A 24,671-nucleotide genomic window follows, 5' to 3' on the forward strand; every position below is an offset into this window, starting at 1 on the left:
GCTAAAATCTTGATATAGATCAATAAAATTAAAAGGGAGGCACTAAGATGCAAAAGTTAGGCGTTATCAAAAACATCCTAGGCGGTGAAGTCGTAGCTGTTGATAAAAGTGGCAACGAAAGAGTCTTGAAGGTGGGCGATAGCATTTTTGAAGGCGAAACGATAAAAGCTAATGGCTCTACAAAAGCAGTGATCGCAGCAAACGACGGCAAAGAGGTCAGCTTGCAAAATGGCGAAAGTCTGAGCCTAGATAAAGAGGCAAATGCACTTAGTGACAACCCAGAGATAGCCTCTATCCAAAAAGCCTTGCTAAACGGCGCAAACATCGCAGACCTTGAAGAGACTGCAGCTGGTGGCAACCAAGGCGGTGGCAACGCTACTGGAGATGGCGTGAGCCTTGGCACTGCTAGCTTTGCTGAGGGCGGTCACTACTCAAATATCAATGAAAACTATAGAAATTTAACCGACGCAAATAGAGCTTTTCAAACCCCAGAAAACTCAATAGGCGGCTATAACGATGCAGGCACAGATGCGGATACGACAACTCCTATCTCACCAGCTACGCCTGTCACACCAAGCACTCCAGTAACGCCATCAACTCCAAGTACTCCAAGCACTCCTGGCGTCACTGTAACTCCAGGCACTCCTTCACCTGCTAATCCTCCAGTCATCACGCCTCGTCCTGGTGCAGTAGAGATCACTACTAGCTTAGATCCTGCTAATAGTGAGGCAAGAGAGAGTGGCGCAGGAGCAAACGGCGAGGGCGGACACTATCTTGTTTATAAACTAGGTCTATCAGGCACTCCAGTAAGCCCAAGTGGCGAGACCACAGATCTAGGTTTAAATTTCCTTGGTGGCACTAGAGGAGAGGATTATTCAAACGTAGTTGAATACTCAACTGACAATGGTGCGACATTTCAGCCACTATCAGGCTACACGATAACTGGCGTAAATATAGAAGACATCTCAAAAGTGCAAGTAAGGATAAAGGTGCTTGACGATAACGGCCAAGACACCACAAAAGGCCCTTTACATCATAACCAAAACGAGGGTGAGAATACTGGCCCTCAAAGCATGACTATCGACAACGTACAAAAAACTGATATGGTTGATAATTTTGCTGTATTTAAAGAGGGTGTGAAACTAAGTGTCACGCCAAGCAGTAGTTATCTGCTACCAACAACTAACGCAAATATGGCCGAAGGCAAAATAATAGATAATGACGACAACATCGAGCTAAATAAAGATATCAAAGGCAATATCGCAAACCATACAAATTTAAACACAAATGATGGTGATGATACGGTTAGCATAAAAGCAAATTTAGAGAATTTACACTTAAATACCGGCTCAGGTAACGACGTGGTAAATTTTGATAAAGAGGTTACTATTAGTGGCACAGCAAATAGCGGCTCAAATGCTAATAGTACAAGTATAGATCTTTATAGTGGCGATGATGTGGTAAATATCAATGCTGATCTAACCATGAACAAAGCTTCAATTAATCTTGGTGCAACAACAAATGACCCAAGCTACAACGCACATGATGCCTCGGGTACTAATGAGCTAAATATAAATGCAAATATTACCGGTGTAGGCTCTGACTGGAGAAATAAAAACACTGTTTCTATGGGTGATGGCGACGATACTGTAAATTTTAAAGATGGCGTAAAAGTTGAAAAAGTGTTTATAAATATGAACGCTGGAGAAAATACCGCCAAGGGAAGCCATGTGACCTTAGAAGATGTTCGCTTAGATACAGCAACTAGCTACACAAAAGCTGGCGAAACTAGTAATGTAGAATTTTCAGACTCTACATTTAGAAATGTAGAGATAAATTTTGGCGTAAATACCGCCGCAGATGTTAATCTTGGCGTGCAAAATGTCAAACTTACTAATATCATAGGAGATCACGTCACAGCTAAAGCACAAGATCATCTTGAAGTAAAAGGTGGATCATACACTGGTGGGGCTAACTACTTTTCATCTAAAGATATCGTTATAGATGATATTACAGTAGATCAAGCTAGTATTGGTTCATTTAGCGGCGTCTCATCGGTCGCAAACATATCAAATTTAGTTGCTACAAATAGGGTTGGCCTCAGATATGGAGACGGCGACGATACGATAAATTTAAATGGTGGTAACAACCTAAGCAAGGCTGACGCTTCAAGCTATGCCGATATAGATACCGGAAATGGCAATGACACCATAAATTTCAATGGCGAAAACAAATCCGGTGGCTTAAGCATAGATACTGCTGATGGCAACGACACTATAACATTTGGTGCAGGCACTACGCTTGGTGGTACTTATACGAGTAGCGATAATAACCTCGTTAGTCACAGTATTGGCATAGGAATGGGCAAAGGAGACGATACATTAAATATCGAAAAAGGTGCTGTTCTTAAAAATGCTGGCATAGAAATGGGTGATGGTAATGACGTTGTAAATTTAAATGGCGGTCTAGAAAAAGCAGGGGGCGGTATGTATAGCCCTGGCGTAAGTGCTATTAACCTAGGTAGTGGCAACGACATCATACATATAGGAAAAGATGCAGTTGTTAATGACGATGCTATGACTTTCCAAGGGGGGCCTGGCAAGTTGGAGCATGGCGGCATCATCATCCAAGGTGGTGCAGGCACTGATACGCTAGATCTTGCTGGAAATATCGACTTTAGCAAGGTAGCTGGCTTTGAAAAGGTTAGTCTTGGTGGCAGTGAAAACAAGGTAACGCTAAATTTAACACTAGATGACGTGCTAAATATCACTCGTGGAAACGCGAGCAACACACTTAGGATAGATGGTGAAGATGGCGATCATGTACATATGAGTAGGGACGACTTTACACCAGGTGCGTCAAGCGGTGGATATACAACATTTACGGCAACTTCTGGCACCAATACATTTACCATCGAGATAAAAGACGAAATAGTCTTACACTCTTAAATTTCATGCCCTAGTCTCCCAAAACTAGGGCAAATTCTTACAAAATTTCAAAATTTAGTACCATAGTACAATTTACAAAGCTCTTTTAAGATATTAAAATACGTTCAAAATTTTTAAATAAGGAAACAATATGGCAACAAGGATAGGCGTTATAAAAAGCATCTCACAAGGATCAAGTGTAATCGCAACTGCAAAGGATGGCACACAAAGAGTGTTAAAAGTAGGCGATGAAATTTTTCTTGGTGAGACTATACAAACAACTGATATTGACTCAAAAGTAGTCATAACTGCAAACGATGGTAAAGATATCGCGATCATCGGAAAAGATACCCTAAATTTAGACAAGAGCGTAGCTCATAACGATAGCTTTGGCGACGATAGCGTAGCTGATGTAAGCGCTATACAAAAAGCACTTCTTGATGGTGCAAACATCACTGATCTTGAAGAGACTGCAGCTGGTGGTAACCAAGGTGGCAACGCTGGCGGAGACGGCGTAAGCTTAGGTGCAGCTAGCTTTGAAGAGGGTGGTCACTACTCAAATATCACTGATGATTATAGAAATTTACCTGACTCAAATAGAGCCTTTCAAACTCCAGAAAACTCAATCGGCGGCTACAATGACGGCAATGACGCAGGCGATGCAACCCCTGTTGCCCCAGTCATACCTCCAATCAGCGTTGATATAAAAACTTTAACTGATGATTTTGGAACTATAAAAGGCGATTACAGCCTAGACGCACCAAGCGTACCTCGCACAAATGACGCTACTCCAACTATAAGTGGCACAGTTGAGCCTACTGCTGTAAGAGCGGTTGTTAGCGTGCTTGACAAGGACGGACACGAAGTCTTTACAAAAACTCTAAATCCAAGCGACTATGCTGATGGTAAATTTAAATTTACAACTAATGAGTTAAGCGTAAATGGTAGCCATGATGGCGACTATGAAGTAAAAGTAGTAGCAACTGGAAGAGACGGCAATACTGCAACCGATACTGGTAGTTTCGTGCTTGATACAGTTGCAAAAATAACTATAAACGTTGAAACCGAGATGAGTCTTGTTAAAGAGTCTGAGATGAGTAGCGGACTAAAAGGAAATTTCTGGTTTAACCACATCTATGAAGAAGGCGTAAGAGGTACTGAGCTAAGACCTTATGCCTTTAATAATACAACATACGCTCATAACGGCATGAAGCAAAATGATTTTGTCGAATACTATATGAACAACACTAAGCCTTGGGCAAGCTTTAAAGCAAAAGAGCTAAATTTCCAACAAGGTAAAGGCGGTGATAGAGATAATGTTGATAGCGATGCTGGAACAGTCTCAGGACTAGATGGCGCTCATAATAAGATAGGCACGGTCGATCTTGATGGTAATGTAGTAACTCCAAATAATGAGTGGGTAGCTCCAAATTTCAAAGCGCTTGAGTACTTTATCGACAACGCAAAAGGTAGCGATATTCATATCGTAAGAGATGCTCCTAATGGCAAAAACACAACAGCTGGTGCGATGGTAAATTTAAAAGGCACTATGTATCTTGAGCCAGGGGATTATAAATTTGACGCAAAAGGCACTGATGATAGCGTAAGATTTAAGGTTGATGGCGTTACTATGGTTGATTATGACACTATCCACTCGGGAAATAGAGCCACAGTTACAACTTTACACGTTGATAAAGCAGGTTACTATGATTTTGATATGAGCTATGCAAACTACATCTTTTGGGGCAAGCTAAAACTAACTGTTTCAAAAGATGGCGGACCTGAGAGCATACTTGGCTCAGAGGCAAGTGGCATAAAACTAAATTCAACCGACTTTGACAGCTACGTAGATACAGTAACAAGAAATGTCTATAAAGTAACTCAAAAGATCACAGGAACTGTGGATAATGTAGAAGACGGACAGATCGTAACTGTCACATCAAGCACAGGCGAGAGCCATACAGCTAAAGTGGTGGATGGCAAATATGAAGTTGAGTTTAAAACAAGCGATCCAAAAGCGACATACACAGCTAAGGTTAGCGACCTTGTAGGCAACGAGGCGCAGGCATCATCAACTAAGCTAAATGTCGCTAATACAGACCTAATAGACGCTATCGATGATGACGCAAGCGTTGTAAGTGCAAATACAAATACAGGTATAAATGACGCAACTAAATATTATAAATTTACAACTGATGACATCGCTCAAACTGATAAATTTTCATCTAATGCACCACTACCAGTACTAAGCGACAAGACTCCGACATTTACGGGCAGCATAGATAGCAGCGCAACTAAAGCGATCATCACTGTGCTTGATAAAAATGGACATGAAGTCTTTACAAAAGAGCTTAGCCAAAGCGAATTTGCAAATGGTAAATTTGAAGTCACATCTGATAACTTAGAGGAAGGCAACTACAATATCAAAGCAACAGCTGTCTTTGCAAATGGCGATAAGAGCACGATAGTTAGCGAATTTGTAGTTGATAAGACGCCAGTTACTATAGAAAACATCAAGATCATCGAAAATGACGAAGAGGGGCAACACCATACGATCAATTTTAACCTCAAAAACTATGAGGATGGCGATAAGATCGAGAGTATAAAAATAGTAACAGCTGATGGAACTACTAACGTAATCTCTGTTGGCACAACTAAGCCAACTAATGGTGTGCTAAGCTTTGAGTACGATCACAAGATAAAACTAGGCGATAAGATCGAAGTTGAGATGACTGATAAAGCTGGTACAAAATATACTCATGTAAATGAAATTTTAGTTCCAACTATGACACAGTTTGAAAACGGCAATGATACAACTACAAATGCAAACAACCGCTCGGCTGAGAAGTTGTGGGGCACTATGGATATGAGCGAGGATGGCTTTAGAGCTGATGGCTCAAGGATCGTTTCAAACGACGCTATACCATACCTAAGAGCTGTGATCCCAGAAGATGCAACAGCTGGCAATGCTAGCAATAATCAAACTGTAAGTGAGTTTTTAAATAGTGGTAGAGGCATATCATGGGGCACTGGCGATGTTAGATTTGTAGCAACCAACATCGATACAGGTGTTTCAAAAGATCTATTATCTCAAGCGATAGAAAAACCGATAGGCAATGTAACGCCTGATCACTACAATAGACTTACAGGCTATAATAACAGACTTGATGCCGCTGGCAAGATGGCTGATGGCGTTTATAAAATTTCTATCGATGGTAAATATCAAGGTGGAGATGAGCTACTTTACAACTCTATCAGATTTACGATCGATGCAACAGCTGCAACGATAAAAGACTCAAATTTAAGCTACGATGCAGCTACAAATAAAACCACATGGAGTGGAAATTTAAGTGAAAATGGAGTTGGTGCAAGCTATACATTAAAAGAGCACTTTGAAGAGGCAGTAAAAGGCATAGCTCTAAAAGATAGCATAACGCTAAGAGGTGCTGATGGACACATCATAACTGCAAATTCTGTAACGCTTGATGATAATGGAAATTTCGAAGCAGTATTTAACGGCGAAGTAAAAGCAAGCGATGTCTATCTACAAATTTCTGATATCGCTAAAAATACAACAGTAGATGCAGAAAATAACAACAATAACAATGTCATCACAACAAGTGAAGGTAACGACATTATCAATGTTGGAAATGGCGATAATGTCATACACGCAGGACGCGGTGAAAACGAAATTCGCACAGGCAACGGCAACAACGTAATCATCACTGGTGACAACAACGACGTCATAACCACAGGAAGTGGCAACGACTACATCGATGCTGGCAGAAGTGGCTATACTGGCATGAACAAAGGCGATCTAGTAAATGCTGGCGCTGGCAATGATAAGGTTGTATTTACCTTTGATAATCCAAGAGCAGCTCTATCTCAAAGCCTTGATGGCGGCACTGGTACAGATACGCTTATCATGCGTCCAGTGGCAAAGGATGGCACTATCGACTTTGATAAGATAGACAACAAAGGCTTGAATAACGCGATCAAGAGTTTTGAAGAGATCCAACTTGGCATGGATGAGCATGGCAATGACAACCAAGCTGTTAAGCTACTAAATTTAAAAGCAGATAATGTATTTAGCATCACTGATGATGTAAATACTATCTTAAAAATAAGTGGCGATAACAATGATAGCGTTTCATTAAAAGGATTTACTAAAACTGCAGATCAAAATGGTGTCGAAGCTGGATATACAAGATATGAGGGTCAAACAAGCTCAGCTACTCCGACAACTATCTATATAGACGTCGATAACGATATAAACAAACAACTTGTATAAAATTTGGGCTTTTTAGCCCAAATTTCTTCTTTTAAATTTCTATTTTTACTCCCAAAAAACGCCTTTAAAAACCATCTTTGTACCAAAGTACAATATACAAATTTAATAAAAAACACTAGAATAAATCAAAAATAAAAATAAGGGATAAAGATGGCAGCTGTAGCCGGCAAGGTAAAAAGCGTCACATCTGATGTTATAGCGATAGATAAAAACGACCGTGTAAGAGTTCTAAACGTAGATGATGAGGTTTATATAGGTGAGAGTATAAAGGGTGAGAGCCAAAGTGCGAGCGTGACTATCACAGCAGTAGATGGTAGCGACATATCGCTAAATGGATATGACACGATATGGCTTGATAGTAGCGTGGTAAGTGCTGATACTAGCGCTGAAAATAGCATCGATACTGATGCACTTTTTAGAGCACTTCTTGGAGAAAACTACGCTGAGATACTTGATCAGATGAATGAAAAAGTAGAAGATATGTTTGCAAAAACGCAGCCAAATGAGGCTGAAAATAGCTCAAATAGCCTTGAAAGCAGTGAAAATTTAGCAGACAAACATAGCGCAAATGATGAGATTTTATCTGACTCAAATGAGCTAAAAGTAGATAACTCTTACGAGCATGCAAATTTTGACGCAACTACGATATATATTGAGATCGATAACGATCTAAACAAACTTTCATAAATTTGAGCCTCTTGGCTCAAATTTCTTATCCTAAAAATTAACTAATATCCCTTATAATAAGCCAAAATTTACAAAAGGAAAACGATGAAGAAAATTTTAATCATCGCAGGCTCTTGCAATAGCGGCACAGCAGGGCTTCAGGCTGATATAAAGACATGCGCTAGGCTAAACTGCTATAGCGCAACGGCGGTCACTTCGCTAGTTGCTGAGACCACAGACGCGATAAAAAGTGTAGTTTGTCTTGAACCTAGCTTTGTTAAAGATGAACTTTGCACGCTGGCGGAGGAATTTAGCTTTGATGCCATAAAGATCGGTATGCTCTTTAGCGAGGAGATAATGAACGTGGTGCATGAGTTTTTACTCACCCAAAAGGCAAAAGTCGTGCTTGATCCAGTCTGCGTTTCAAAGAGCGGCCACAAGCTCATAAAAGATAGCGCAGTAGAAAAGCTAAAAGAGCTAATGAAGCTTGCCACCGTCGCCACGCCAAATTTAGACGAAGCAAACGTCCTTTTTGGAGGGAATTTCAAAGATCTGCCTTGCGATATCATCGTGAAAAAACATGTAAGTGAGGATAGCAGCATAGATACGCTTTATAGAAAAGATGGCTCACTGCAAAATTTCAAAACCCCGCTTGCTAGCCCGCTTGTGATGAGCGGCACTGGTTGCACTTTCTCAACGGCGCTTGCTTGTTACCTTGCAAAGGGCAAGAGTTTGGAGGAGGCCATAGGGCTTTCAAAAGAGTATATCTGCTCCATTATAAAAGAGAGCATCGACACAAAACTAGGCAAAAACCGCCTTCTTTGGCACGGAGTGAAGTAAATTTAAGCCTAAAATTTAGGCTTAAATTTGATAGTTTTTAAACTACGCCTCCAAAATAGCACCATTGCTTGCGTTTGTGACTAGTTTTTGATACTGCCTTAGCCAGCGAGAGGTTAGCGCCTTATCGACTGGTTTAAATTCCGCTCTTCTTTTTGCGATCTCAGCTTCGCTTAGACGAACGTTTATCTCGTATTTATCGACGTCTATATCGATGATGTCTCCGTCTTTTAGCAAGCCTATCATGCCGCCCTCAGCTGCTTCTGGGCTTACGTGACCGATGCTTAGACCTCTTGTCGCCCCGCTAAAGCGACCATCTGTGATGAGCGCCACATCCGCACCAAGGCCTCGTCCCATGATGAGTGAAGTAGGGCTTAGCATCTCTTGCATGCCAGGGCCTCCGCGTGGGCCTTCGTAGCGGATGACGACGACGTCGCCTTTATCTACTTTACCGCTTGAGATGCCAGCTATCGCTTCATCTTGTGAGTTAAAGCAGACCGCTTTGCCGCTAAATTTACGCTCACCAACGATGCCAGCTGTCTTGATGACACAGCCTTGCTCGGCTAAATTTCCAAACAAAATGGCAAGTCCGCCAACTTGTGAGTAGGCATTTTCCACCTTGTGGATGACGCTTTCATCTTTGATGTCACTAGCACGTACTCGCTCGCCCAAAGTCTCGCCGCTAACTGTTAGGTTGTCCAAATTTAACATGCCATGGTCTCTGCGTGAAATTTCTTTTATCACCGCATTCATACCGCCAGCCCTGCCGACATCCTCCATGTGCACGTTTGGCAAGCTTGGGCTGATTTTTGCGATGTGAGCGATGTTTTGGCTGATCTTATTTAGCTCTTTTATGTCTAAATTTACACCAGCTTCTCTTGAGATGGCTAGCATGTGAAGGACGGTGTTGCTGCTGCCACCCATCGCCATATCAACGACAAGCGCGTTGCGGATCGCCTTTTCATTTAGTATGTTTCTTATCTTAAATTTCTCATCAAGGGCGATCTGGCAGATCCTGCGAGCAGCCTGCCTGATGAGCTCCTCGCGCTCTGGAGTAAGTGCCAAGATAGTGCCGTTGCCAGGGAGCGCTATGCCCATCGCTTCGCAAAGCGTGTTCATAGAATTTGCCGTAAACATACCGCTGCAGCTGCCGCCACTTGGACATGCGTTGCACTCGATATCTCTTAGCTCAGCCTCGTCTATCTCTTTGGTCTCAAATTTGCCAACCGCCTCAAACGCAGTCGCAAGATCGATCGGCCTGCCATCTTTTGTGTGACCTTTTTTCATAGGGCCGCCGCTTACGAAAATGGTTGGGACATTGACCCTTAAAGCGCCCATAACCATGCCAGGGACGATCTTATCGCAGTTTGGCATACAAACAAGCGCGTCAAGTGCGTGCGCGTTCATCACAGTCTCAATAGAATTTGCGATGATCTCGCGGCTAGGCAAGCTATATAGCATGCCCTTATGCCCCATCGCGATGCCGTCATCTACGCCTATGCAGTTAAACTCAAACGGCACGCAGCCATTTTTGCGAATTTCATCTTTTAAAATTTGTGCGTATTTGTTTAAGAAAAAGTGCCCAGGGATAATCTCTATAAAACTATTTGCAACGCCGATAAATGGCTTATTAAAGTCCTCGTCTTTTAGCCCAGTCGCACGTAAAAGTGAGCGGTGTGGGGCTCTTGTGTAGCCTTTTTTGATTATATCGCTTCTCAAATTTGATCCTTTTTTAAAATTTGAGAGGATTTTATCACATCTAAAGTATCAAAAATTTTAAAAGTTTTTACAAAATTTAAAAGAAAATTTTTAATAAGTTTTATAACGCAAATAACACGTTAAATTTAACTCTCTCTTAAAAGATAAGACGGATAAAATGAAATTTGCCTCATTTTGATCAAAATGATATATAAATTGATAACGTAAAATTGTCATACATGTGTCACAAATGCCGAATTTAAGGGCTTTATTGTACCTGGGTACAATATACATGAATTATAAAATTCATTAAAATGCGACAAAAAATTTAACAAGGATGAACATGGCAGCAAAACTAGGAAGTATAAAATCAATTTCAGGTCAAACTGAAGTGATCGCAGTTGATAAAAGTGGAAATGAGAGAATTTTAAAAGTTGGCGATAGCTTGTATGAGGGCGAGAGCATAAAGACAACTTCAGCTGATGCGAAGGTAGTCATCGTTGCAAATGACGGCAAGGAGGTCTCAGTAGTAGGCGAAGATACTATCTCGCTTGATCCAAAAGAGGTAGCAAACGCACAAAGTGCTAACCCAGAGATCGCAGCGCTTCAAAACGCTCTTTTAAATGGCGCAAACATCACAGATCTTGAAGAGACAGCAGCTGGTGGTAACGCAGCAGCTGGTGGAGCTGGCGGAGATGGCGTAAGTCTAGGCGCTGCTAGCTTTGCTGAGGGTGGCCACTACGCAAATATCAATGAAAATTTTAGAAATTTAACCGATGCAAACAGAGCTTTTGACTCTTTTAATAGCCCAATCGGCGGTTATGCTGATAATAACGACAATGGCGAGGGCGATAGTGTTGTACCACAAAACCCAACAAACCCAACAAACCCAACAAACCCAACAACCCCTGTTACACCAGTAACTCCAGTAACTCCAGTGACACCTGTCACGCCACCAACTCCAGTCACTCCAGCTACACCTGTTGCACTAAGTGTATCACTTGATGGTAGTGGCGAGGCAAGAGAGGCAACTCCAAACGAGTATCTAGTCTATAATCTAGGCCTATCAGCTGCTACAAGCTCAACTACACCTACTGATCTAACGCTAAATTTAAGTGGTGCAAGTGCAGGCAGAGACTACTCAAACGCTATGGAGTATTCACTTGATGGTGGAAATAGCTGGACTGCGATACAAAATGGCGGCACGATAAGTGGTGTGGCACCAAGCGATATCGCAAATGTAAAGGTTAGGGTGCAAGTGATAGATGACTACGGTCAAACAGCTGGCAACCAAAACGAGGGCGCAAGCAGCGAGGATCTAGGCGCAAATATCGCTCCTGGCATAAAAGACTACGGCGTTTATAAAGAGGGTGTAACTCTTAGCGTGACTACAAACAACGCTGCTATCACATCTGGCGAGGCTGAGGGCAAGATCATTGATAATGATGATAATGTAAATATCACAGAAAATATAGATGCGACTACAGAGGGTTTAAACCCTGCTCTTGTAAATTCTGATCCAGACAATGGCGATAGTATGAAAACCATCATAGATACAAAAGATGGTGATGATACTATAACTATCAAAGAGGAAGTTGTTTTTTCAAGTGGTGTAAATTGGCTAAACAAAGATGCTAATGATGTTATAAAAATGGGCGATGGCGACGATGTGTTTAACATAGAAAGAGAAGCTGTTGTAGAAAATACTAGGATAGACCTTGGAAATGCTGGTGGAGAGAAAAATCAAGATACACTCAATATAAATGGAGCTGTCGTAACAGGTACAAGATTTACAAGCCACGATGGTAATGATGTATTTACTATAAAAGATAATTCTGGCCCAAGCCTTGGCAGTACGATTTTGGACGATGTCTTGTTTAAAACAGGGAGTGGCAACGATACTGTAAATATCGAAAAAAGCGATAATCATCAGCTTATAAAAAATACAAAAATAGATACTGGTGCTGATAATGACACTGTAAATATTAAAAGCGATATGTATGCTTATGTTACTAATAACGGAACAACTGATCTAACCGAGTATGCAGGAAGCAGAACTGATAGCTTTATAAAAACAGGCGAGGGCGACGACACTATAAATGTTACTGACGCAAGTATCAGCAGAGTTGATATCGATACAGGCGACTCAGACACGGGCGACATGCTAAATTTCATCAGTGCAGGCATATATAACTCTGAAATAAAAAGTGGCAATGGTGATGATAAGATCGTACTTCAAGATACCAAAGCAGATGTTATGGATATCTACACAGGTGAGGGTAATGATAGCCTAACTATCAAAGGTAGCACTGAAATAAAAAATAATAGTGCCGCACACAATGACCCTATAAGCTCACCAGCTCATGTGGCAAATCCAGTAGCTAACCAAGCTGGAATTCACTCAAACTACATAGAGATGGGCAAAGGTCGCGACACACTAACTATCGAAAGAGGCGCTGAAATTTCAAATACTAAGATAAACACTAGCTCAGCTGATGCTGGAATAAGTGACGATAGAGATAGTGTAGATGTTGCTGGCGCTAAATTTAACAACGCTGCCATTGAGACTGGATATGGTGATGATGAGATAAATTTAAAAGATGTCACCATGATCTCAAACGATGGATATAGCACATATATCGGCGCAGGCGGTGGAAATGACACTATTAACGTCTCTGGAAATAGCTCATTTGACAAGGCTATCATCTACACAAATGGCGGAGATGACCATGTAAATGTCGATGGTGATGTTTCTATGGTGGATTCAAACATTATGCTTGAAAATGGCAACGTAACGCTAAATGTCGCAAAGGCTACTGGTCTAGTTGATACAAACATAGAGGGTGCAGGCGTTGGAAATGCTGGCGTAAAAACTGTGACTATCGATAACGCTGAGCTTAGAAGGGTTACTATAAATACCGCAGATGACGGCGATAGCGTGACTATTGGAGCTGGCACTCATGATAATACTGATGTTAAAATTTTCACTCAAGGTGGAGACGATACGATAAATATCAACGCTGATCTAACTGGCACATCAAGTGTAAATTTAAGTCCAGCTGCAGGTGAGATGGCTCACAATGATGATGCATCAAACATCAACTCAGGCAAAGGCAACGATACTATCAATATAGCTGATAACGTGACACTAACCAACACCTACCTTTCAGGTGGCGACGGCAGCGACTTAGTCGATCTTGGCAAGGACGTAAGCCTAAATGGCACTGCTATAAATGGAGGCGATGGCATAGATACGCTAAAAGTTCATGACGCATCATTTAATACGACAAATGCTGGCAAGATAAGTGGCTTTGAGGTGCTTGATATGTCAGATATTAATGCTGATGCTAAATTTATATTTCATAATGCCTCAGATATCGCAAATTTCATAAAAAATGTCGGTGGAGAAGGTGCGACATCGTTAATCGTAAAAGGTGTAGAAGGTGTTGGTAAATTTGAAGAAGGCTCATCTGAAATAGCAAGTGCTGGTAAAGAAGATAGCAATGGAAACCACGTATATAGCGTAAATGATGGCGGTCAGACATTTACTCTTACAATAGAAAATGATATCACTATAAATCCTTCAATGTAAATTTTAGACCCATTTTTTGGGTCTAAACTCCCCTTGCTTCATTTAATAAAATTTTTATACAAAAAGCCTAAATTTAGGCATTTCTTTTGATAATCAATATAATTTATATTTCAATGTGATTTAAAAACGCTTATTAAAATCCAAAAGTCAATTTTTTTAAGAAAGGATTAATATGAGCGTAGAAGTAGCTGAGAAAGAGGGACTAAATTTAAGCGGTGGCGTGATCCAAAATGGTGGGCAAAATGACCCTCACGTGAGGATTATAGAGGAGGTAAAGTCGCTTGAGATACTTGAGCCTGAGAAATTTCTTGCTGAGCTATATGGACGAAGGGTGGCATATGCAAGGCCAAAAGCGCAGGATCAAATTTTAAACATCGCAGACGCAACCACGAGCGCAAACGATGTGCGTTTTGACAATGGCAACGACATAGTCGATATGACAAGATCTATCGTAAATGATGCCAAGATAGACGCAGGAGATGGCGACAACAAGCTAAGAATTCACGATAATATCGAGGTTAGAGGGCTGAGATTTGACGCTGGGGCTGGCAACGACGAGATAGAGATAAGAAACAATGTCGGCATAAAAGATCATACGCTTTTATATACAAATGACGGCGATGATAGCGTGAAAATTTATGGTGCGACGATGGAAAATGCTGCCATTCATACAGGTCTAGATAACGACGTTATAGATATCCAAAGATGTGAAATCAAAAACGGCGTTGATATAAGTCTTGGCGGAGGAAATGACACTATAAACACCGACTGGGTGGGCTTTTTTGGTGATACGAAAATTTCTCTTTCTAGCTTTACAAATCCAAACGAAGTAGATACGCTAAATATGGACAACACTATCTTTAACGGACACACTACTATCGAAGCAAACGACGGCGAAAAGACCACTATGAATATAAAAGTGTGCGGTGGAGACGGCGAGATAGATATAAAAGGCTCGCACGCAAATTTAGATCATACGCCGCTTTTTGATATGAATTTTCTTGGGCCAAAATTTATGGGTGACGTTAAATTTGACGGCAGAAACAACAAGGTCAATATGCACATAGACGACTCAGAATTTCATGGTAAAAATAACGAATTTTACTTCTCAGATAATCAAAATGATACTTTAAATGTGACATCAGCTATCATAAAAAATTCTAAATTTTATCTAGGTGGTGGCGACGATACAGTTAGTTTAACTATGACAAGAACAGATATAGATAATAATACTCAAATATTTGGTGGCAAGGGCTATGATACTCTTGTGCTTGATAATAATATTGACTTCTCAAAGGTCTCTGGCTTTGAAGAATTAAAAGTAACGAGCGGTGCTTATGTGACATTAAATGGCAATGATGTGGCTCATTTAAGTGACATTTTAGACAATGGTTCTAATGTAGTTAAATTTAGTGAAGCGCATGGGACCGTAAAACTTAATGGTTTTAGCGAAACTAGCGGAGCAGAAAATGGCTACCATAGATATGAAAGTGCCTATAATACGCACTTAGCAGACGGTAGTGATCGTCAAGGTACAGTATATATAGATATAAAAGAAGACATTCACGTCGATCTTTAATTTTAGATCCCTTTTGGGATCTTGCTTATATTTATCAAAAATTTAAATTTTAAAACCCACTGCAACAGCGTAATCTTATGAATTAACATCATATTTACATTACTTTATATTTAAAAGAAATATTTATAATGTGTCAAATTGATTTTAAAGGAGGCAGCGATGGCTGTTAAAGTAGGTGTTATTAAAAACATTCTTGGCTCCAAGGAAGTAGTAGTTATAGATAAAAATGGCAACGAAAGAGTTGTTGTCGCGGGAGATAGTTTATACGAGGGCGACGTTGTTAAAGCAAACGGCGCAAAGGTAACTATCGCATCAAACGACGGCAAAGAGTTCGAGCTAAAAGATGGCGAAACTCTAAATTTAAATAACGATCTTAGTTCAGACAAAGAGGTAGCAGCTATACAAAAAGCCCTTTTAAAAGGTGAAAATTTAGCAAATCTCGAGGAGAGTGCCGCTGGCGGTAATAGCGGTGGCAGAGGCGGAGACGGCGTGAGCCTTGGCGAGACGAGGTTTGAGCATGGTGGTCATGAGAGCTCTGATGTATCAGCTAGCTTTAGATCACTTTCAGATACTTTTGGCGCTGTAAAACTAACTAACCAAGAGGTAAAAGGTGGCGGTAGTGATGTTTTTGATGGTTCAGATAGTGATATAAATTCTGCCATTGCACCTGTAGCCCCAGTTGAGCCATCACAACCAGAAAATCCAACTCCAACCCCAGCTCCAACTCCGCAGCCAAAGCCAGTAGAGCCTAAACCAGAGCCAACTCCAGAACCAAAACCTGAACCAACTCCAGAACCTGAAAAACCACAGCCACAGCCAGAGCCAAAACCAGAACCTAAACCTGATGAAAATAAAGATATAGTCAAAAACATCTCGGTTGAAAACAAGACAGAATTTGGCTACGAAAAGAGCTCGGACCCAAGAAGCTCAGATGACAAATCATACCTAGAGTACAACCTAAAAGGCGAAGTAGCGCAGGCTGATGCTGATAAAAAGGTAGATGTGACGCTTAAATTTAGCGGAGATGCAACTGCTGGCAAAGACTATGAAAATGCAGAGTACTCGCTTGATGGTGGCAAAACTTGGCAAAAGCTAGATGATAGCGGCGTGATAAAAGATGTAAGAGCAGGCGATATCAACAACGTAAGCGTGCGTGTCGCTGTGACAAACGATCACGATCAAAACGAAGGCACACTTGATACTACAAATAAGATCTTCAAAGACGCGGATAAAGGCGTTGAAAACAATGGCGACTTTAAAGAGAGCGTGACTTTAGAATTTAGCGTCGGCAGCGCAAAAGCTACAAATAGCGAATATATAGTAGATAACGATCACAACGTCACAGTTACTAGCGAATTTCACAATAACTCATCTTTTGACGCCAAATTTAAAGATAACGGCGACAATACACTAAATTTCAAAGACGCAATCGTAAGTCACAAAGCTGGCGACGTGGCTAGCAGCATAGAATTTGGTGAAAATGTATATTACAACGATGGAAAAGATGTTATTAATGCCGATAACTCAAATTTAAACTGGCTAAATATCAATACCCAAGGCGGAGATGACACCATAAATATAAATGGCGGAAGACACGAGAGACTTCACGTCGAAACTGGCGCAGACAACGACACTGTAAATTTAAACGGCGGAACTTACATAGGCACCGATCCTTATCAAAGTGGCTTCACGCTTGATAGCGGAAATGATGTATTAAATTTAAATGGCACAAAAGATAATCATGTAAAAATGACAGATATGTACCTAAGAACTGGCTCAGGCGATAGAGATGAGATAAATATCAAATACGCTGATATCGACTCAACATACAAAAATTCAGCCAACCACATCATCGCCGAATCAAAAAACAATACCGTAAATGTTGAAAACTCAACTTTAAAGGGCATCAACATAGGCACAGAGACCAACACAGGTACTGATGTAAATAGAAATCCACTAAATTTCGATCTAAATTTAAAATCATCTACTCTTGATGATGTAAATCTCAACACTATCTACAAAACTCACGTAGTAGTTGAAGATACAAAGGTAAATGGCAACTTCCCAGAAAATGCTACAAAGTGGAATTTTGCAGATACAGATGATACTTTAGAGCTAAGATCAGGCACTTTAAACGATATGACGGTTAATCTTGGTAACGGCGAAGATAAAGTCGTCGTCTCAAAAGCTATGAAGCTTAATGGATACACTACGATAAATGGTGGCACTAGCTATGATACCGATACGCTTGTGATAGACGGCAATGTTGATTTTAATAAATTTAAGAGCTTTGAAGAGTTACAAGTGACTGGCAACGAGAAGGTCAGCCTAAAACTAGAAGATCTATATGATATGCTTGATATAAGAAATAGCGATAAAGAACAACATATCTTGGCAGTTACAGAGGCAGCTGGCGGAGTAGAGCTAGCAGGCTTTAAGCTTTCAGAGTCCGGAAGAGGTTTAAAAGAAGGCTTTACAAGATATGAGGGCGACTTTAGTTTTCAGGAAAATGGCAGATCTTATACGAGAAAAGGCTATATAGATGTGAAAGATGGTATCAATGTCGATCTTGGTGCTAAGCCAGAGCCTACACCAGTCGAGCCTGTAAATCCAGCTCCACAACCTGAGCCTCAGCCAGAACCAAAACCAGAACCTAAGCCAGAACCAAAACCTGAACCTAAGCCAGAGCCAACTCCACAGCCTGCGCCTGATCCAGAGCCAGAATATATACATGAATATGACTCAAAATATGTAAAAAACATAGGCATATATGGCAAACAAGGCTTTCAGATCGAAAACCATGAAAGATCGAATATGTGGGAACATAACAATTTAATATTTGAGCTAAGGGGTGATGTAGCAGAGGCTGATGTGGATCAAAAAATCGATGTGAAGCTTAAATTTAGTGGAGAGGCGACTTACGGCAAAGACTACGATAAAATTCAGTACTCACTTGATAATGAAAACTGGATAGACCTAGATAGTAGTGGCGTCATAAAAGGTCTAAGAGCGGGCGATATCAACAAAGTAGTTGTTCGTGCAAATGTAATAGACGATAAAGAGCTAAATGAAGGCAAGCTTTTGTCTGAAAATAGTGAAAAATTTTATGAGAGCTGGGATAAAGAAAAGTTATTTAAAGATGCAGATAAGGGCGTTGAAAACAATCACTACTACAGCGAGAGTGTGATCTTAGAATTTAGTATAGATAACGCTAAATATACGTATGAGGGTGGCATCATAGATAATGACCATATAACAACTGTAAATAGCGAATTTCACAACGACAAACGCTTTGATGTAGAGTATCTTCAAAATGGAGATAATGTCTTAAATTTCAACAATGCAACCGTAAGTCATAAAGAAGGAGAAGAACCTAGTAAGATCCATTTTAGTGAAGTATATAGTAACTCTGGAGACACTGAGGTCAATATCAATAGTTCAAATTTAAATTGGCTTGATATTAGAACTAATACTGGAAAAGATAAGATTGATATCAATAACTCAAATTTAAATAATGTCACTATCGACACCCGTAACGGGAATGATACTATAAATATAAATGGTGGAACGCACGAAAAAGTTGAGATCAATGCGGGCTTTGGCAATGATGTCATAAACATAAATGGTGGAGTTTTTAACAAAGAGACCATCTATCTTGGCATTAACAGCGATATCTTAAATATAACAGGTACAAAAGCTGATCATGTAAAAATGACAGATATTGACATAAGCACTAATGCTAATAAGCTTAATGGTGCCTTCCAATTGGTTGGTAATGAATTAATTAAAGGCGATGAAGACGTTATAAATATCAAATACACCGACATTAACTCAACAACATCAGCAGAAAAAAGTGCGATCTATGCAGGATCATCAAAAGGTACTATAAATATAGATAGCTCAAACCTTGATAACGTAGAACTAAATGGAGGCAGTAGAGTCCCTTCATTTGGAGAAACTTATCATACAGATATAAATTTAAAGTCATCTACCCTAAAAGATGTAGATATCATGGCTTATATAAATGAAATGCATGTGGTAGTTGAAGATACTCACGCATCAGCTAGTGGTTTGCCAGCTGAACACCATGCGAACTGGATTTTGAGTGGACATGAAAATGCAAAAGATTATTTGGAGCTAAGATCTGGAAGCTTAACTAATATAAAAATAGATCTATCGGATGGCAGTGATAGTGTCTTTATATCTAAAGATATGAAGCTTGAGGGTGGCACTAGCATTCTTGGTGGATACTCAGACAATAGAAGTCGCTATGATCACGATACGCTTTTGGTTGATGGTCAGATAGACTTTACAAAGGTTAAGAGCTTTGAAGAGTTAAAGGTTACTAGCAATGAAAAGGTCACTCTAAAAGCTCTTGATATAGCTGATATGCTCGATGTCGGACACGAACATAGTAATAATTTGCTTCAAATAACTCAAGCAAGTGGCGGAGTAAAACTTGAAGGCTTTAGTAAATCTGCTGCTAACGCAGTAGAGGGCTTTGAAAGATATGAGGCACATTACGACGCAACTACAGCTTATATCGATGTAAAAGCAAATATCCACGTAGATCTTTAAAATTTAGACCCTTCTTGGGTCTAAATTTCTTTCTATATAAATTTACAAATATCTTTCTATAAATTCTATATATTGTTTAAAATTTAGAACAATAAAATAAAAACATTTAAAACTTAAAATATCATTAATCAATTCTTACGTGAAAATTAAATTTTATATAAGTGTTATATAAATATCACCTAATAAATACAAAAAATTCTATAAATGTAACATATAATAAAGAAATGTAACTATATTGTACTTTGGTACAATTTACAATTTCTCCTAATAGTTATAAAATAATGCCAAAATTAATTTAGCCCTAAAGGAATTAACATGGCAAAAAAACTAGGCACAATTAAGTCTATATCAGGTTCTGCTGAGGTTATCGCGGTAGATAAAAGTGGTAACCAAAGAGTACTAAAAGTTGGCGATAGCCTGTATGAAGGTGAGAGTGTAAAAACAACTTCAGCTGATTCTAAGGTTGTGATAGCAACAAATAATGGAAAAGAGCTATCAATGATCGGCGAAGATACGCTAAGCCTTGATCCAAGGGCAACTGCTGGTGATTCACAAGTAGCAGCACTTCAAAAAGCATTGTTAAATGGTGCAAATTTAGAAGACCTAGAAGAGACAGCAGCTGGCGGCAATAGCGGTGGTCGTGGTGATGGCATGAGCCTTGGCGAGACAAGATTTGAGCAGGGCGGACACTACTCAAACATAAGTGCTAGCACAAGTGCGATCAATCCTTTAGGTGCTGCATCTTTTGCAGGTCCAGCTGAGGGCAAAAGCGGCGGTTTAGATAGCGGTCGTGGCGGCAGTGATGACGATACAGCAGACGCTGGTAATACTATCAATCCAGAAACCACCAGAAAACCAAGCAACCCAGAAATTAAATTCCCAGAAGATACAAACAAAGATGGCAAAATTTCTGATGATGAAAACAAAGCTGGTGACAAAGATGCTGGTAAAACAACAGTAGAAGTTACTATACCAAAAGATGGTTCAGTAAAACCAGGTGATAAAGTAGTAGTTACTGATGACAATGGCAAAAAGACTGAAAAACCAATCAACCAAGATGACATCGATAAAGGTAAGATTGATATCCCAGTTGATCTAAACCCAGGTAAAGATAACAATGTAACAGCAGAGATCATCAATCCAAATAACCCTAATAACCCAGGCAAGGATAGCAAGGTGATAGGTGAAGATAGTGAGAATACTAAAGCTCCAGAAGCTCCAGTAATCACAGAAATAATTGATGATGTTAAAGGCTATGGAGAAGATACTAAAGTTGGTAACGTTCTTGATGTTAAAGGTCATCTAACAAATGATAAAACTCCAACTATCAAAGGCACTGCAAAAGCTGGATCAAAAGTAGAAATTTATGATAATGGCGACAGAATAGGTGAGACAACAGCTAAAGCTGATGGTTCATGGGAATTTACAGCTCCAGAACTTACTAAACAAGGCGAGCATAAATTTACAGCAACTGCTGAGAATAAATTTGGTAAGAGCACACCAAGCAATGAAGCTACAATCGATCTAGATTCAATCGCTCCAAAACTTGATAACGTTAAAATCACTCCAATAGATACTAATAGCAAAGCTGATGATATAGCAGAGCTAACTATGGGAACAGGTCATACAGATACTCCAAATGCTGAGATATTATTTAGAGATGTAGATAACAACATTATAGGAAAAGGTCACGCTAACAGTATAGGTGACTTCTTAATTCAACTAGATAAAGCTGTTCAGCCAGGTACTCCAGTATTTGTTCAAGCAATAGACAAAGCTGGTAACGCAGGTACAGAAATGGCTACGGCTGGCAATATAGAGCATCCAAATGATCATACAGTTCCAAAAGTAGATATCGATACTGTAACTCCAGTTGATACAAACAACCCATCAGATGGTACTCCAGATAAAGGTATCGTAAAAGGTAAATCAGATGAGCCAAATGCTCCAGTAGTTGTTACTGATGAAAATGGTAAAACAATAGGTACTGGCACAACTGATGATAAAGGAAATTTCGAAATCACTACTGATCCAATCAAACCAGGTGATAAAGTAAATGTTGAAGTAACCGATAAAGCTGGCAATAAAGGTAACGGCGAAGGAACAGCTGGCAATACAGACTTTACTGATAAAACAGCTCCAGATGCTCCAGTCATCACAGAAGTAATAGATGATGTTAAGGGTGGTAAATTTAATGAAGACGTTAAAGGTGGCACTACAAACGATAGCACTCCTACATTTAAAGGTACAGCAGAGGCAGGCTCAACCATAACTCTTAAAAATGGCAATGATATCATCGCTGAAGACATCCCTGTAAAAGCTGATGGATCATGGGAATTTACACCAAAGAGCCCACTTGCTGAAGGTGAATACAACATAACAGCAACTGCAACAGATAAAGCTGGCAATGTAAGCAATGCATCAAATGTAGCTACTGTAACAATAGATCTTCATACTTCTAAACCAGTAATTAATGAAATTATAGATAATGTAGAAGGGGATACAGGCAACGTGAAAAACGAAAGAATTGGCTGGACAAATGACAATACCCCAACATTAAAAGGTAGTGCTGAGGCTGGTGCAACCGTTGATGTCTATGTAGATGGTAGAAAAGCAGGTAGCGTAAAAGCTAATGAAAAAGGTGAGTGGGAGTATGCAACTAGCAAACTAAGCGACGGCAAGCACTCATTCTATGCTATCGCAACAGATGAAGCTGGCAACGTAAGCGAGAACTCAGAAATTTCTTGGATAAAAGTAGATACTAATCCAGGTCAAGTAGTAATCACTAGAATAACAGATGACAATGGTGATGATGCTCTAAATGGCGCTTATGAAGGTGCCACAAAAGACAATACTCCGACTATTTGGGGTACAGGCGAGCAGTACGCAACCGTAACTGTTAGCGTAAAAGATAGTAGCGGTAAAGTAGTATGGAGCGATGAAGTATATATAGAAGATAGTCTTGGCGATTGGCATATTGACGTACCAGTAGCATTAAATGATGGCGATTATACTGTTGAAGCTAGTATGCAAGACTATGTCAAAAACCCAGTTCAAAACTCAAACGTTGTAAATCTTACAATAGACAACGCAACTGACAAACCAGTCATTAAAGAGATCATTGATGATGTTGAAGGTGATACAGGCGATATAAGCTCTAAAAATAACTGGACTAATGACAACACTCCAACACTAAAAGGTAGTGCTGAAGCTGGTGCAGATATAAAAGTATTTGTTGATGGTAAGATAGCAGGCACTACAAAAGCTGGCTTTGATGGTAGCTGGGAATTTACCCCTAGAACTAAACTTAGTGACGGCGATCATACATTCTATGTAGAGGCAACTGATAAGATAGGCAATACAAACACTTCAGATATTGAAACTATAAAAGTAGATACCAACCCAGGCAAAGTAGTAATCACTAGCGTAACAGATGACAACGGTGATGATGCTCTAAATGGTGCTTATGAAGGTGCTACAAAAGATAACACTCCAACTATAAACGGCTTTGCAGAGCCTTACTCAACTGTAACTGTTAGCGTAAAAGATAGCAGTGGCAAGGTAGTATGGAGTGGTGAAGTTTATGTAGAAGATAGCCTTGGCGACTGGTCTATCACAGTAGATAAACCACTAAATGATGGCGACTATACTGTTGAAGCTAATATGCAAGACTATGTCAAAAACCCAGTTCAAAACTCAAATGTTGTAAGCTTAACAGTTGATACTGCAACTAACATACCAGAGATCAAAGAGATCGTTGATAATGTAGCTGGTGGCGTAGAAAATGGTGATGTTAAAGGTAAGGTCACAAATGACAACACTCCAACACTAAAAGGTAGCGCTGAAGCTGGTGCAGATATAAAAGTATTTGTTGATGGTAAGATAGCAGGCACTACAAAAGCTGGCTTTGATGGTAGCTGGGAATTTACTCCTAGAACTAAACTTAGCGATGGCGAGCATAAATTTGTCGTAGAAGCGACTGATAAACTAGGACATAGTGCTAAATCTATTGAGGCAAGCGTAGATGTTGATACAACAATAGGCAATCCAAAAGTTAGATTTGTAGAAGATACAAATAACGACGGTGTTTTAAGCGTTGCTGAAGTGGCTGCTATAAAAGATGGCAAAGCTCACTGGGTGATAGATATCCCAACAGACGGTAGCGTAAAAGCTGGTGATGTGATCCAGTCAATAGATGGCAAAGGTAATTGGGTTAAATTTGTTGAGATCACTGATGAGATGATCAAAGATGGTAGATTTGAAGCTACATTTAACGTAGGTATCAACAAACTAAAAGATGGAAAATATGAGACTCCAGAGTATAGATTTGCTGATGATGCTGGCAATGTTAGCGACTCATCAAAAGCTACACTTACACTTGACAGCGAATTTAGCAGAAAACCAAGCAACCCAGAAATTAAATTCCCAGAAGATACAAACAAAGATGGCAAAATTTCTGATGATGAAAACAAAGCTGGTGACAAAGATGCTGGTAAAACAACA

The 24,671-nt window shown here is 39.9% G+C and carries 9 protein-coding genes; 8 read left to right on the forward strand and 1 reads right to left on the reverse strand.

The window, feature by feature from the left end:
• Positions 1-47 precede the first annotated feature (47 nt).
• The 4 genes from CYP77_RS09880 (at position 48) to CYP77_RS09000 (ending at position 8,724) form a co-directional block, all read left to right on the forward strand.
• Positions 48-2,948 carry a retention module-containing protein gene (locus CYP77_RS09880; protein WP_141090563.1) on the forward strand — a complete coding sequence of 967 codons (2,901 nt, stop codon included), beginning with the start codon at positions 48-50 and terminating at the stop codon, positions 2,946-2,948.
• Positions 2,949-3,078: 130 nt separating this feature from the next.
• Entirely contained in the window at positions 3,079-7,218 is a 4,140-nt protein-coding gene (locus tag CYP77_RS08990; protein WP_103566260.1) for an Ig-like domain-containing protein, read from the forward strand.
• A 150-nt stretch (positions 7,219-7,368) separates the two neighbouring features.
• A complete protein-coding gene (locus CYP77_RS08995; RefSeq protein WP_103566256.1) occupies positions 7,369-7,905 on the forward strand; it encodes a hypothetical protein in 537 nt (178 codons plus the stop codon).
• Positions 7,906-7,989: 84 nt separating this feature from the next.
• Positions 7,990-8,724, forward strand: coding sequence for a hydroxymethylpyrimidine/phosphomethylpyrimidine kinase (locus CYP77_RS09000; RefSeq protein WP_103566252.1), 735 nt, complete (start codon positions 7,990-7,992; stop codon positions 8,722-8,724).
• A 42-nt stretch (positions 8,725-8,766) separates the two neighbouring features.
• Here CYP77_RS09000 and ilvD read toward each other — a convergent pair whose 3' ends face one another.
• The gene (gene ilvD, locus CYP77_RS09005) at positions 8,767-10,440 is read right to left on the reverse strand and encodes a dihydroxy-acid dehydratase (RefSeq protein ID WP_103566248.1); all 1,674 of its coding nucleotides are present in this window, start codon (positions 10,438-10,440) and stop codon (positions 8,767-8,769) included.
• A gap of 322 nt (positions 10,441-10,762) precedes the next feature.
• On the opposite strand from ilvD, the gene CYP77_RS09010 reads away from it, so the two are divergent.
• The 4 genes from CYP77_RS09010 to CYP77_RS09025 form a co-directional block, all read left to right on the forward strand.
• Positions 10,763-14,011 (forward strand): retention module-containing protein, encoded by a 3,249-nt coding sequence (locus CYP77_RS09010; protein ID WP_103566243.1) that lies wholly within the window; start codon positions 10,763-10,765, stop codon positions 14,009-14,011.
• A 172-nt stretch (positions 14,012-14,183) separates the two neighbouring features.
• Positions 14,184-15,590 (forward strand): hypothetical protein, encoded by a 1,407-nt coding sequence (locus CYP77_RS09015; protein WP_103566239.1) that lies wholly within the window; start codon positions 14,184-14,186, stop codon positions 15,588-15,590.
• 159 nt (positions 15,591-15,749) lie between these two features.
• Positions 15,750-20,168 carry a hypothetical protein gene (locus tag CYP77_RS09020; protein ID WP_103566235.1) on the forward strand — a complete coding sequence of 1,473 codons (4,419 nt, stop codon included), beginning with the start codon at positions 15,750-15,752 and terminating at the stop codon, positions 20,166-20,168.
• Between the two features lie 315 nt (positions 20,169-20,483).
• A partial coding sequence (locus CYP77_RS09025; RefSeq protein WP_141090849.1) for a retention module-containing protein occupies positions 20,484-24,671 on the forward strand: 4,188 nt, incomplete at its 3' end.

It is taken from the genome of Campylobacter concisus, from assembly GCF_002913865.1.
Taxonomy (GTDB): Bacteria; Campylobacterota; Campylobacteria; order Campylobacterales; family Campylobacteraceae; genus Campylobacter_A; species Campylobacter_A concisus_AM.

Bases quoted from the DNA above. Each gene is read 5' to 3' on its own strand.
- CYP77_RS09880 (WP_141090563.1), top strand. From the start codon at position 48: ATGCAAAAGTTAGGCGTTATCAAAAACATCCTAGGCGGTGAAGTCGTA.
- CYP77_RS08990 (WP_103566260.1), top strand. From the start codon at position 3,079: ATGGCAACAAGGATAGGCGTTATAAAAAGCATCTCACAAGGATCAAGT.
- CYP77_RS08995 (WP_103566256.1), top strand. From the start codon at position 7,369: ATGGCAGCTGTAGCCGGCAAGGTAAAAAGCGTCACATCTGATGTTATA.
- CYP77_RS09000 (WP_103566252.1), top strand. From the start codon at position 7,990: ATGAAGAAAATTTTAATCATCGCAGGCTCTTGCAATAGCGGCACAGCA.
- CYP77_RS09010 (WP_103566243.1), top strand. From the start codon at position 10,763: ATGGCAGCAAAACTAGGAAGTATAAAATCAATTTCAGGTCAAACTGAA.
- CYP77_RS09015 (WP_103566239.1), top strand. From the start codon at position 14,184: ATGAGCGTAGAAGTAGCTGAGAAAGAGGGACTAAATTTAAGCGGTGGC.
- CYP77_RS09020 (WP_103566235.1), top strand. From the start codon at position 15,750: ATGGCTGTTAAAGTAGGTGTTATTAAAAACATTCTTGGCTCCAAGGAA.